9 protein-coding genes are annotated in these 12,756 nt (G+C 71.3%); 4 read left to right on the top strand and 5 right to left on the bottom strand.

The annotated features are described in order from the left end of the window. Window positions 1-269 precede the first annotated feature (269 nt). Both ABT297_RS13310 and ABT297_RS13305 read left to right on the top strand, forming a co-directional pair. Complete coding sequence (locus tag ABT297_RS13310; RefSeq protein WP_502885563.1) at window positions 270-1,454, top strand: PQQ-dependent sugar dehydrogenase; 1,185 nt, start codon at window positions 270-272, stop codon at window positions 1,452-1,454. A 26-nt stretch (window positions 1,455-1,480) separates the two neighbouring features. Continuing rightward, on the top strand, window positions 1,481-3,145 hold the full coding sequence (locus ABT297_RS13305) for a metallophosphoesterase family protein (protein ID WP_350548401.1): 1,665 nt from the start codon (window positions 1,481-1,483) through the stop codon (window positions 3,143-3,145). Window positions 3,146-3,405: 260 nt separating this feature from the next. Here the strand turns inward: ABT297_RS13305 and gatB are convergent, their stop codons facing one another. After that, entirely contained in the window at window positions 3,406-4,899 is a 1,494-nt protein-coding gene (gene gatB, locus ABT297_RS13300) for an Asp-tRNA(Asn)/Glu-tRNA(Gln) amidotransferase subunit GatB (protein ID WP_350548399.1), read from the bottom strand. A gap of 78 nt (window positions 4,900-4,977) precedes the next feature. Between gatB and ABT297_RS13295 the strand changes: the two genes are divergently transcribed. Continuing rightward, the gene (locus tag ABT297_RS13295; protein ID WP_350548397.1) at window positions 4,978-5,148 is read left to right on the top strand and encodes a DUF4236 domain-containing protein; all 171 of its coding nucleotides are present in this window, start codon (window positions 4,978-4,980) and stop codon (window positions 5,146-5,148) included. A gap of 31 nt (window positions 5,149-5,179) precedes the next feature. Here the strand turns inward: ABT297_RS13295 and gatA are convergent, their stop codons facing one another. From gatA to ABT297_RS13280, 3 genes are all read right to left on the bottom strand, one after another. Next, window positions 5,180-6,655 (bottom strand): Asp-tRNA(Asn)/Glu-tRNA(Gln) amidotransferase subunit GatA, encoded by a 1,476-nt coding sequence (gene gatA, locus ABT297_RS13290; RefSeq protein ID WP_350548505.1) that lies wholly within the window; start codon window positions 6,653-6,655, stop codon window positions 5,180-5,182. Between the two features lie 13 nt (window positions 6,656-6,668). Next, on the bottom strand, window positions 6,669-6,968 hold the full coding sequence (gene gatC, locus ABT297_RS13285) for an Asp-tRNA(Asn)/Glu-tRNA(Gln) amidotransferase subunit GatC (RefSeq protein WP_350548395.1): 300 nt from the start codon (window positions 6,966-6,968) through the stop codon (window positions 6,669-6,671). Window positions 6,969-7,049: 81 nt separating this feature from the next. Beyond that, window positions 7,050-9,119: a putative bifunctional diguanylate cyclase/phosphodiesterase gene (locus tag ABT297_RS13280; RefSeq protein ID WP_350548393.1), complete on the bottom strand. Its 2,070-nt coding sequence runs from the start codon at window positions 9,117-9,119 to the stop codon at window positions 7,050-7,052. A gap of 634 nt (window positions 9,120-9,753) precedes the next feature. Between ABT297_RS13280 and ABT297_RS13275 the strand changes: the two genes are divergently transcribed. Next, window positions 9,754-10,392, top strand: a complete 639-nt coding sequence (locus ABT297_RS13275; protein WP_350548391.1) for a hypothetical protein — start codon at window positions 9,754-9,756, stop codon at window positions 10,390-10,392. Between the two features lie 219 nt (window positions 10,393-10,611). Here ABT297_RS13275 and ligA read toward each other — a convergent pair whose 3' ends face one another. Continuing rightward, complete coding sequence (gene ligA, locus ABT297_RS13270; RefSeq protein WP_350548389.1) at window positions 10,612-12,729, bottom strand: NAD-dependent DNA ligase LigA; 2,118 nt, start codon at window positions 12,727-12,729, stop codon at window positions 10,612-10,614. Window positions 12,730-12,756: the final 27 nt, after the last annotated feature.

The raw sequence follows: 12,756 nt of genomic DNA, 5'->3' as shown, positions 1-12,756 counted from the left end.
CCCGCTAGGCCTCCGCGGCGGCGCCGGCCGCGGTGAAGTGCCGGCCTGAGCACCGCATCCGCGCGGTCAATGGGCGGAGCGTTGTCCACCGTGTCCGGGCCGGCCCGCGTGGCCGCGCCGGCGGACGCACCCCACGGCCGGTGGGCGTCGGCGAGAGGTCCGGCCCGATGTCGTGGCGATCCAGACCTTCACCATGCGTCCGATGACGCGGGCCGGGAAGTACCGTGGGAAAAGATGCCACAACGGCAGGCAACGCTACGCTTGGCCGGGTGAGCGCCCGGACGCACCGTTTCGCAGGCCGGCACATCGGCCAGAGCCTTGCCGCCCTCTGCGCGGCCGCCACGGTCCTGACCCTCGGGGCCTGCTCGTTCGGGCCGCCGCCGCCGGATGAGCTGGGGACGCCGCCGAAGCTGTCGCCGTACCCGTCGGCGTCGACTTCGGGCAGGGCCGAGGGCGGCGGCGAGGTGTCCGTGATGGTGCTGGCCAAGGGGCTGGCGGTGCCGTGGGGCATCGCATTCCTGCCCGATGGTTCGGGACTGGTCACCGAGCGTGACAGCAAGCGGCTGCTCAAGGTCGGCAAGGAGAGCACGTCCGACGGGCTGCTCCTCGCTGAGCTGCAGAAGATCGACGAGGCGTCGCCCGGCGGCGAGGGCGGGCTGCTCGGCATCGCGGTTTCGCCGCAGTACGAGACGGACAAAACAGTGTTCGTGTACTACACCTCGAAGGACGACAACCGGGTTGCGAAGCTCACGCTCGGCCAGCCGCCGACTCCGATCCTGACCGGCATCCCGAAGGCGGGAACCCACAACGGCGGGCAGATCCGATTCGGCCCCGACGGGTTCCTGTACGTGGCCACGGGCGACGCGAACAAGCCCGAGACGGCGCCGGACCTCAGCAGCCTCGGCGGCAAGATCCTCCGGATCCAGACCGATGGGAAGCCGGCGCCCGGCAACCCGTTCGGAACCGCGGTGTACAGCTACGGCCATCGCAACGTGCAAGGGATGGCGTGGGACGGGAGCGGTCGGCTCTACGCCGTCGAGTTCGGCGCCAGCGAATGGGACGAGCTCAACGTGATCGAGGCTGGCAAGGACTACGGCTGGCCCGCCGTTGAGGGCAAGGGCAGCGACCCGAAGTACACCAATCCGATTCAGACCTGGAAGACGTCCGAGGCGTCGTGCTCGGGCCTGGCGTTCCTGGGCGGTTACCTGGTGACCGCCTGCCTCAGGGGCGCCCGACTGTACGTGATGCAGGTGACCGCGAGCGGCGGGCTGTTGGGTGCGCCCGCGCCGCTGCTGAAGGACAAGTACGGTCGCCTCCGCGCGGCCGCGGTCGCGCCCGACGGCAGCCTCTGGGTCTCGACGTCCAACAAGGACGGCCGCGGCGACCCGAAGCCCGATGACGACAGGCTCCTGCGCCTGGTCATCTCCGACGTCGGCGAAGCCGGCAAGAGTTGATCTCGCCGTTCCGTCGCCGCGAGGCGGTGGCTGACCGCCGGGCCCGGCGCCGCGCGATCATCATGGCCGCCGGGCGGCGGCACCGCCCGTCGGGCGCCCGCGCGATGCCGCGACACCCGCGCCTGCGCCGGCTCGGGCACGGCCTGCTGGTGTGCGTCGTGACGGTCATCGGCATGTTCATCGGCGTACAACTCGGCGGTACCACAACACAGGACATCGGCCCCTTCCGCGCGCAGCTGTCGCTCGCCCCTTCCTGGACCGGCGATACGTCGGTGGAGATCCCGCCGCTCGGCTCGCTCGAACTGGACAGCCACGACGGCCCCGTGCACCTACGGATCGGGCTGGAGTCGCTCGACGAGGCGCGCACCCGCGCGTTCGCCGCGAAGTCCGGCAACCTCGAACAGATCAGCCACGACGCCGTCGACCAGCTCAGCCTGGGGGTACGCCGGCTGGCCATGCAGACCGCGGGCTGCGGCATCCTCGGCGCGATGATTCTCGTCGCGCTGGTCTTCCGGAGCCGGCGCGAGACCGCGGCTGCGGGCCTTGTCGTCATCGGCGTGCTCGCCTCCACCGGTGTGGCAGCGCTGGTCACGTTCAAGCCGGCGGCGATCCAGGAGCCGACGTACCGCGGCCTGCTCGTCAACGCCCCCGCCATCATCGGCGACGCGAGGCGGATCACCAACCGCTACGAGGAGTACCGGGCGCAGCTGCAGAAGCTCGTGCTCAACGTCAGCAAGCTCTACGGCACGATCTCGTCGCTGCCGGTGTACGAGCCGGACAAGAGCGCCACGAAGGTCCTGCACATCTCCGACATGCACCTCAATCCGGCGGCGTGGGGCGTGGTGCGCTCGGTCGCGGACCAGTTCGACATCGACATCATCGTCGACACCGGCGACATCAACGACTGGGGCACGGAGCCGGAGGCCTCGTACGTCAACGTCATCGGCGATCTCAAGATCCCCTACCTCTACGTCCGCGGCAACCACGACTCGGCGGTCACGGCGGCCGCGGTCGCCAGGCAGCCCAACGCGATGGTCCTCGACAACACGGTCGTCACGGTGAAGGGCCTCACGTTCGCGGGCATCGGCGATCCGCGCTTCACGCCGGACAAGTCGACGGACCCGACCAACGAGGAGCAGCACAAGCAGGTCGTGGCCTCCGGCGACCTGCTGGCCGCGAAGATCCGGGCGAGCGACAAGCCGGTCGACGTCGCGTTGGTCCACGACCCGGTCGCCGCGCAGGAGATCGCCGGGCTGTGCCCGCTGGTCCTGGCCGGGCACAGACACGAGCGCGCGGTGTCGCGTCTGGACGCCAGGCAGCCCGTGGCCGCGCCCGCGCCGGTCCCGGCGGCTTCACCGTCCGCCTCGGCGTCGGCGTCACCGTCCGCCTCGGCCGCGCCGAAAGCCCCGAACGAGCGCACGCTGCTGATGGTGGAGGGCTCCACGGGCGGCGCGGGCCTGCGCGGACTCGAGAGCACCAAGCCGCTGCCACTCGCGCTTTCCATCCTGTACTTCGATCAAGAGCGGCACCTCTCGGCCTACGACGACATCCAGGTGGGCGGCACGGGGCTGACGGAGGTCTCGCTCCAGCGGCACATCGTTTCCCCGGACACGAAGGCGCCCGCGACCCTTGAGCCATCGGCGGAGTCCTCGACGTCGTCGTCCGCGCCCGCGCCCTCACCGTCCTCGTAGGGCGCCTTATCTTCTTGGTGTTCTTGGCACCGCGGACGTGGCAGGGAGGCGCGCCAGCGCCGACCGGTGTCTGACGGGAGCAACGGCGCGCAAGTTGCACGGACCGGAGCCAACAAGCGAAAGTTTCGGAGAATCCGGCACGGCGCGGGACCGATCCCCGCGCGGCGCGGACGCGGCGTCGCGCGGACGCGGCGTCGACTGGCTCAAGCGCGGCCGGGCCGCCCCCGACGTGGAGGCGGCCCGGCGCGGTGAGCAGTGGGTCAGGACAGGCGGGCGATGATCAGTTCGCGGACCGTCTTCGCGTCGGCCTTGCCCCCGGTGGCCTTCATGACCGCGCCCACCAGGGCGCCGGCGGCGGCCACCTTGCCCTCGCGGACCTTCGTGGCGATGTCCGGGTTGGCGGCGATCGCCTCGTCGACGGCGGCGGTCAGGGCGCCCTCGTCCGAGACGACCTCCAGGCCGCGCGCGGTCACGACCTCGGCTGGGGTGCCCTCGCCGGCGATGACGCCCTCCAGGACGACGCGGGCCAGCTTGTCGTTGATCTTTCCGGCGTCGACCAGGGCCTGCAGTTCGGCCACCGCGGCGGGGGTGACGCCCAGGGCGTCGAGTTCCGTCTCGGTCTCGTTGGCGCGGCGGGCCAGCTCGCCCAGCCACCACTTGCGCGCGGTCGCGGCGCTGGCGCCGGCCTCGACCGTCGCGGAGATGAGCTCCACGGCGCCGGCGTTGACCACGGACTGCATGTCCAGGTCGGAGAAGCCCCACTCGGACTGCAGGCGGACGCGGCGCACGCGCGGGAGCTCCGGCAGCGCGGCCTTGAGCTCGGCGACCCACTCCGCGGACGGGGCGAGCGGCACGAGGTCGGGCTCCGGGAAGTACCGGTAGTCGGTCGCGGTCTCCTTGCTGCGACCCGACGTGGTGTCGCCGGTCTCCTCGTGGAAGTGGCGGGTCTCCTGGGTGATCGTGCCGCCGGACTCCAGGACGCCGGCCTGGCGGATGATCTCGGAACGGACGGCCCGCTCGACGCTGCGCAGGGAGTTGACGTTCTTGGTCTCGGTGCGGGTGCCCCACGCCTCGCCGGAGCGGTTGAGTGACGTGTTGACGTCGCAGCGCAGCGAGCCCTGCTCCATGCGCACGTCGGAGACGCCGAGGGTGCGGATGACGTCGCGCAGCTCGGTGACGTACGCGCGGGCCACCTCCGGCGCGCGGGCGCCCGTGCCGGGGACCGGCTTGGTGACGATCTCGACCAGCGGGATGCCGGCGCGGTTGTAGTCCACGAGGGACTCGGTCGCGCCGTGGATGCGCCCGGTCGCGCCGCCGACGTGGAGGGTCTTGCCGGTGTCCTCCTCCAGGTGGACGCGCTCGATGCCGATGCGCACGAGCTCGCCGTCGATCTCGATGTCGAGGTAGCCGTCCACGCACAGCGGCTCGTCGTACTGGCTGATCTGGAAGTTCTTCGGCATGTCGGGGTAGAAGTAGTTCTTGCGCGCGAAGCGGCCCCACGGCGCGATCGAGCAGTTCAGCGCGAGGCCGATGCGGATCGTCGCCTCGATCGCGGCGCGGTTGGCGACCGGCAGCGCGCCGGGAAGGCCGAGGCACACGGGGCAGACCTGGGTGTTGGGCTCGGCGCCGAACACGGTCGGGCAGCCGCAGAACATCTTCGTGTTGGTGCCGAGTTCGACGTGGGTCTCCAGGCCGATGACCGGCTCGAACCGGGCCACCGCCTCCTCGTACGACAGGTGCGTCACGGTGCTCATTGTCAGTGCCTGCTTTCAGCCTTGGTGTATCCACGCACGACATTGGGTATCCATCGCGCATCTGAGAGGAGCGACGCCATGCCCGTGCAGTTTCGGAGGAGCAAGAAGTTCGGCCCTTTCATTCTCCACTTCACGCAGGAGGGATTCTCCTCGTGGAGCTTCAAGCTAGGCCCGTGGTCGTGGAACTCGCGGAGCCGGAAGAACCGCGTTGACCTGCCTGGCCCGTTCTCCTGGCGCCAGGGAAGATGAGCGGGGCGGCGCGCGCCGCCCCGCCTCTGGTCTACAGCGCCGGCGGCGTGAGCGGCGGCAGCGCCGACTCCAGCGCGGCCGCTACCCGGTACATGCGATCGTCGGCCATCGTCGGCGCCATGATCTGCAGGCCGACCGGCAGCCCCTCCGACAGCCCGGCCGGCACCGAGATGGCCGGCCCGCCGTAGAGGTTCGACGGGATCGTGTACAGGTCCGCGAGGTACATCTGGTAGGGGTCGGACGTGCGCGAGCCCAGGGGGAACGCCACGAACGGCGTCGTCGGCGCGACGAGCACGTCCGCCGCCTCGAACGCCGCGGCGAAGTCCCGGCTGATCAGCGTGCGCACCTTCTGCGCCTGGCCGTAGTAGGCGTCGTAGTACCCGGCGGACAGCGCATACGTGCCGAGGATGATGCGCCGCTTGACCTCCGGGCCGAAGCCGGCGTCGCGCGTGATCGACATGACCTCCTCGAGCGAGTGCTTGCCGTCGTCGCCGGCGCGCAGGCCGTAGCGGACGCCATCGAAGCGCGCGAGGTTGGACGAGCACTCGCTGGGCGCGATCAGGTAGTACGCCGGCAGCGCGAACTTGAAGCTCGGGCAGGACACCTCGACGACCTCGGCGCCGAGCTTGACCAGCGCGTCGATCGACTCGCGGTACACCGCGGCGACCCCGGCCTCGGCGCCCTCGCCGGCGAACTCCCGGACCAGGCCGAGACGCACGCCGCTGAGGTCGCCGGTCGCGCCGAGCCGCGCCGCGGCGACGACGTCCGGCACCGGCTGCGGGATCGAGGTCGAGTCGCGCGGGTCGTGCCCGCCGATCACCGCGTGGAGCAGCGCCGCGTCCTCGACGGTCCGCGCGCAGGGGCCGGGCGTGTCCAGGGACGAGGAGAAGGCGATCAGGCCGTACCGCGAGGTGCCGCCGTAGGTCGGCTTCGCGCCCACGGTGCCGGTGACGGCGGCCGGCTGGCGGATCGACCCGCCCGTGTCCGTGCCGATGGCGAGCGGGGCCTCGTACGCGGCCACCGCGGCCGCCGAGCCGCCGCCGGAGCCGCCGGGGATCCGGGTGGTGTCCCAGGGGTTGTACGTCGGGCCGAAGGCGGAGTACTCCGTCGACGAGCCCATCGCGAACTCGTCCATGTTGGTCTTGCCGACCATGACGAGCCCGGCCTCGCGCAGGCGGGTCATGATCGTGGCGTCGTACGGCGGGCGCCAGCCCTCGAGGATCTTCGAGCCCGCGGTCGTGGGCACACCGCGGGTGGTGATGACGTCCTTGACGCCGATCGGCACCCCGTCCAGCGGACCCGCGGCCTCGCCCCGGGCGATCCGGTCGTCGGAGGCGCGGGCGGCCTCCAGCGCGCCCTCGCGGTCGACGTACAGGAAAGCGTGGACCTTGCCCTCCACGGCCTCGATGCGGTCCAGGTGCGCGGTGGCGACCTCGATCGCCGACACCTCTCGGGCGGCCAGCCGCCGGCCCAGCTCGGACGCGGAGAGCTTCGTCAGGTCGGTCAGTTCGGACATGAACTCAGGCCTCCTCGTCCAGGATCCGCGGGACGCGGAAGCGGTTCTCCTCGGCGTCGGGCGCGCCGGCCAGCGCGTCCTCGCGCACCAGGCCGGGCACGACGACGTCGTCGCGGTACACATTGGTCAGCGGCACGGAGTGGGAGGTCGGCGGCACGTCGGCCGCTGCGATCTCGCCCACCTGGGCAACGGCCTGCAGGATCACGTCGAGCTGCCCGGCGAAGGTGCCGAGTTCCTCATCGGTGACGGCAAGCCGCGCGAGGCGCGCGAGATGCGCCACCTCCTCGCGGGAAATCGTGGCCATCGGCGCGCTTCTCCTTCAGGTCGTCGGCTTCGACGCAGCGTGACATGCCGGCGTCGACCCGACGAGTCTATTTCGTGGGTGTCACCCGCTGTGCGCGACGGTGGACCGGTTCCGTTTCGACAGCCAGTCGAGCAGCTGGGTCGGGGGCATGGGGCGGGCGAAGTACCAGCCCTGCGCCAGATCGCAGCCGGCCTCGACGAGCATCCGCCAGGTGCGCTCGTCCTCGACACCCTCCGCGACGACGCGCAACCCGAGCGCCCGCGCCAAGTCGATCATCGAGCGCACGATCGCCGCGTCGTCCGGGTCGGTCGCCGCGCCGAGCACGAACGAGCGATCGATCTTCACCTCGGCGAGCGGCAGGCGGCGCAGGTGCAGCATCGAGGAGTACCCGGTGCCGAAGTCGTCCAGCGCGATCGCCACGCCCAGTTTCTTCAGGCACGCGAGCGTCGCGAGCACCCGGCGCGGGTCGGCCATCAGCGCGCTCTCGGTGATCTCGAGCTGCAGCCGCGACGGGTCGACCGACATCTGGTGCAGCCGGGCCGTGATCCGGTCGGCGATCTCCCCGGTGTGCAGGTCCCGCACGCTCACGTTCACGGCGACGCGCACGTCCTCGGCCGCCGGTGTCGTGCTGCGCCACGCGGCGAGCTGGCCGATGACCTCGTCGACGATGCGCAGCGTGAGCAGGCGCATGACGGAGCTGTGCTCGGCGGCCCGGATGAGCTCCTCCGGGTCGATCGGCCCGCGGTCCGGGTGCCGCCACCGCAGCAGCGCCTCGACGCCTACGACGGCCCCGGTCGCGAGCTCCACCTGGGGCTGGTAGTACAGCTCGATGCCGCTGTCCGGCCCGGACTCCAACGCTCGGCGCAGGTCCGCGAGCAGGCTCAGCCGCTCCGGCGAGTTGTGGTCGGACTCGGGCGCGTACACGGCCAGGTTGTCGCCGCGGCCCTTCGCGTCGTACATCGCGACGTCGGCGTGCCGCATCAGCTCCGCGAAGTCGCTGCCGTGCTCCGGATACACCGCGACGCCCACCGACGCGCAGACCTCGATCGGCAGCCCGTCCAGCGGCACCGGCTCGGCCAGCGCCGACATGATCTCCACCGCGCACCGGCGCGCGTCGGCGGTGTCGCGCAGATGCGGTACCACCACGGCGAACTCGTCCCCGCCGAGCCGCCCGACGAGGATGTCGGCCCCGGTTGCGGCCGCGGCCGCGGTGAGCCGCTCGCCGACCTCGACCAGCAGCCGGTCCCCGACCCGGTGCCCGAGCGCGTCGTTGACCTGCTTGAAGGCGTCCAGGTCGAGCAGCAGCAGGGCCAGGCGCCGCTCGTCCGCGCCGCCCTCGGCGCGCTCGGCGTGCTCGTGCAGCGCGCCCGCGACCGCGTGCTCGAGCGCCTTGCGGTTGGCCAGCCCGGTCAGCGGGTCGAGGTGCCCGGCCCGGACGCGCTGGGCGGCGAGCGTGGTCATCCGTCGTACCGCGAACAGCGACACCAGCGCCAGCGGCACCAGCCACACGCCGACGTGCGCGGCTGCGACCAGCCCGGGCGCGGACAGCAGCAGCGCACCGGTCGGCAGCGCGTCGGCGACGACGCCCCGCCACATCCCCGCCCGCCAGCCGCCGCCGAAGCGCAGCCACACCGCGGTCGACACGAGCAGGTTGCTGACCACGAACCAGGCGACCGCGCCGGCCAGCACCCACAGCACCGCCGCCCCGCCGAGCAGTTCGTGCGCGCCCCCGCGCGGCCCGCCCGGCAGCAGCAGCCCGGCCGCGAGGAACGACAGCATGTACTGCGACGCGTTGAACGCCGCGCGCCAGAACGCGTGCTTCTGCCACACCGCCACGACGACCACCGCCGCCAGCTGCACCACCACCGCGGGCGCGCACCCGTACGCGATCAAGATCGCGAACGTGAAGCACACCGACGGGAACGTCGGCTTCGACTCGTCCCGCCCGCCCTGGACGAACGGCGGCGTGTCGGCGACCACGGCCAGCCCAGCGAACACCCAGAACGCCGGGTCCGCGTGCCCGGGCAGCCCCTCCCGCGCCACGCTCAGCACGAGCATGACGGCGGCGAGCCCGATGACGATCGCGACGTACGCGAAGAACCGATGTCGATGCCGAGGCGGCGCGGTGTTGCGCAACGCGCTCTGCTCCATCCGGTCCCCGCTCTCTGCTTGGCCGGCTCGCCTGGCGGGCCGTACGACATCGTTCGGACGCCTAGCGAGCCTGCACCCTCCGCCATGGAGAAATCAGGAAAGGATCCCGAATCGATGCAGAAACGTCCCGCTATTCAACCGACCGGGCGATGCCACAGTGGACAGATCAGCTTGAATATCGTTGCCGTGTAACCGATTGCGAACTTAGCGTAATGGTCACACATTGACCGCGATGACGACGGCAATACAGTTACGTGGTCATGCTGAAGCGATTACTCTCCGATGCCGTGCGGTGGTTGCGGAATGCGCGCTTCGCGGGGTTGCCGGCTCGACCACGGGGGGTGATTTTCGGTCTGAGCGGCCCGGATGTCGCCACGGAGGCGCCCGGACGTGCGCCGGTGGGCGACTCGAAGACTCAGGTCGTGCCCGGACGGCGGCCGTGGCCGAGCCGGGCGGGGCCGCATCGGGCCGTGCCAGGCCTGGCGGCTGCGCGCCGCCGTTCATTCGCCTTCACGGTCGACACCGCGACCGCAGTCATGCAGACCGCAGCCGGGCCACGCCGGGAGACGGGTCGGCGTGCCGCGACCCCACGGCACCGTACCCGGACGTATGCGCGACTGTATGGTCGGCGATCGTGAAGATCACGATCGCCCTCGTCCTCGCGTTCGCGTACGGCTGGCTGACCGGTCGGATCCCCGCCCCCGAGGACCCAGGTACGTTCTGGATTGGCAACCTCGCCGCCCCGTACCTGGTGATCGGCTTCCTGGCCAGCGCGTGGACAGCCCGCAAGGCTTGGTCGGCCGCCCTTACCGGCGCCGCTGCGGCAGCCGTGACGGTGTGCGGCTTCTACAACATCTTCGCGGTCGGCATCGACGCCCGAAGCAAGTGGGGCCTGCCGCCGTCAACGCCGGAGTCGGCCGCACTGCGCGTCGCGTACGAGTACTGGCTGCGCCTGCTGCTGTTCGGCGCCCGCCCTTGGCTGCTGATCGGCCTGGTGACCGGGGCCGTGGCCGGCTATCTCGGCTACCGGTGGGTGGCCCGGCGCGACCGCCTGGGCCCGGTACTACTGGGGGTCGGCCTGATCGTGGAGCCCGCCTTGTACTTTGCCGGGCTGAGCCCGAACATCGACTTCACCGAATACCCCTACCGCCCGGTCAACGTCGCGATCTGGTTGGCCGAGGCCCTGATCGGTGCCACGGCCCTGGTCTACGCCCTGCGCCGTTCGCGCGGAAAGACCCCTGCGGTGCCGCCGGACGCGAGCGAGGTGCGCTGATCAAGAACGTTTACCGGGTTGGAGTGTCACGCGGCTTTCGGTCGTGGGCGTCCCAGCGTTGTTGACAGACGCTCTTGGTCAGCGCATGAGCGCCGTGAGTCCGCAAGCCTTGCCGGGACGCGGCGGAACCAGGCCACACACCGCCGCCACCGAAGCGGCGTCACCACGCGAGCCGGCCGCCCACGCCGACCAAACCACCCACGAACCGCGCACTCGCGCCTACTCCCCCGCGGACGCCTCCTCGCCCTCCCCCTCGGACGCCTCCACGGCCTGCGCAGCCGAGCGAGCCGCATCGGGACCGTTGCTGAGCAGGATCTCGAAGCCGGCCTCGTCGAGGATCGGAACCTTCAGGGACCCGGCCTTCTCGGCCTTGGAGCCCGGGGACTCCCCGACGACCACGAAGTGGGTCTTCTTCGACACCGAACCGGAGACCTTGCCGCCGCGCGAGGTGACGGCCTCGGTGGCCTGGTCCCGGGAGAACCGCTCCAGGGATCCCGTCACCACGACCGTGATGCCCTCCAGCGGGCGCGGCCCGGTGTCGACGCGCTCCTCCTCCATGCGCACGCCGGCCGCGCCCCAGCGGGCCACCCAGTCGCGGTGCCAGTCGACGGCGAACCAGTCGTGCACGGCGCGCGCGATGGTCGGGCCGACGCCCTCGACGGCGACGAGTTCCTCCGTGGTGGCGTTGGCGATCGCGTCCATCGAGCCGAGCGAGTTGGCCAGGGCCTGCGCGGCGGTCGGGCCCACGTGGCGGATGGAGAGGGCGACGAGGACCCGCCACAGCGGGCGCTTCTTGACCTCCTCCAGGTTGGCCAGCAGGCTGAGCGCGTTGGAGCCCAGGGCCCCGTTCTTGTTGACGAAGAACGGCGAGCGCGCGAGGCGCTCGGCGTCGACGTCGAACAGCTCGCTCTCGTTCCGGATCACCGACTCGAGCAGCGCCGTGGCGGCCTCCATCCCGAGCGCCTCGATGTCCAGCGCACCCCGGCCGGCCAGGCCGAACAGCCGCTCGCGCAGCTGGGCCGGGCAGTGCTGCGCGTTGGGGCAGCGGATGTCGACGTCGCTCTCCTTCTCGGGGGCGAGCGTCGTGCCGCAGGAGGGGCACTCGGTCGGCATGACGAACGCGCGCTCGGTGCCGTCGCGCCGGTCGGCGACCGGGCCGAGCACCTCCGGGATCACCTCGCCGGCGCGGCGGATCACGACGGTGTCGCCGATGAGCACGCCCTTGCGCACGACCTCCTGGGCGTTGTGCAGGGTCGCCTGCCGGACGGTGACGCCGCCGACAAACACCGGCTCCATCACGGCGAACGGCGTGACGCGACCGGTCCGCCCCACGTTGACCTGCACGTCGATCAGCTTGGTCATCGCCTCTTCGGGCGGGTATTTGAACGCGATCGCCCACCGTGGCGCCTTGCTGGTCGAGCCGAGCCGGCGCTGGATCGACATCTGGTCGATCTTCACGACCACGCCGTCGATCTCGTGCTCGAGCTTGTGGCGCCGCTCGCCATACTCCTCGATGTATGCCTTGACGCCGGCCAGGTCGTCATGGACTCCCCACCGCTTCGACGTCGGCAGCCCCCAGGCCCGCATCATCTCGTAGGCCTCGGACTGGCTGGCCGGGTTGAACCCCTCCCGGGCGCCGAACCCGTGCACCAGCATGCGCATCGGCCGGGAGGCGGTGATGTGCGGGTCCTTCTGCCGCAGGCTGCCGCTGGCCGCGTTGCGCGGGTTGGCGAACGGCTGCTCCCCCGCCGCCACCTGTGCGGCGTTGACCTCCTGGAACCCCTCCAGGGTGAAGAACACCTCGCCGCGCACCTCGAGCAGGTCGGGCACCTCGTCGCCGGCGAGCAGCTCGGGGATCTCGCGGATGGTGCGGGCGTTGAACGTGATGTCCTCGCCGGTGCGCCCGTCGCCGCGGGTCGCTGCCCTGGTGAGCCGCCCCTTCTCATAGGTCAGGTTGAGCGCCAGCCCGTCGATCTTGAGCTCGCACAGGTAGCGCGGCTTGCTCCCGGCGTCCCGCTCCACCCGCTCGACCCAGGCGTCGAGCGCGGCCTCGTTGAGCGCGTTGTCGAGGCTGAGCATCCGCTCCCGGTGCGTGACGGAGGCGAAGTCGGTCGAGAACGTGCCGCCGACCCGCTGGCTCGGGGAATCGGGCGTGACCAGCGACGGGAACTGCGCCTCGATCGCCTCCAGCTCGCGCATGAGCCCGTCGTAGACCGAGTCGTCGACCGCCGGCGACTGCAGCACGTAGTAGCGGTACTGGTGCTCGTCCAGCTCACGGGACAGCTCCGCGTGCCGCTCACGCGCCTCGATCGTCGGTTCGGCCTGTGCTTCGGTCATGGCAGTGAACTTACCGTGGGGGTACGA

Origin of the sequence: Dactylosporangium sp. NPDC000555 (assembly GCF_040300025.1) — a bacterium.
Classification (GTDB): domain Bacteria; phylum Actinomycetota; class Actinomycetes; order Mycobacteriales; family Micromonosporaceae; genus Dactylosporangium.
This window is presented reverse-complemented; position numbering and strand designations above follow the sequence as displayed.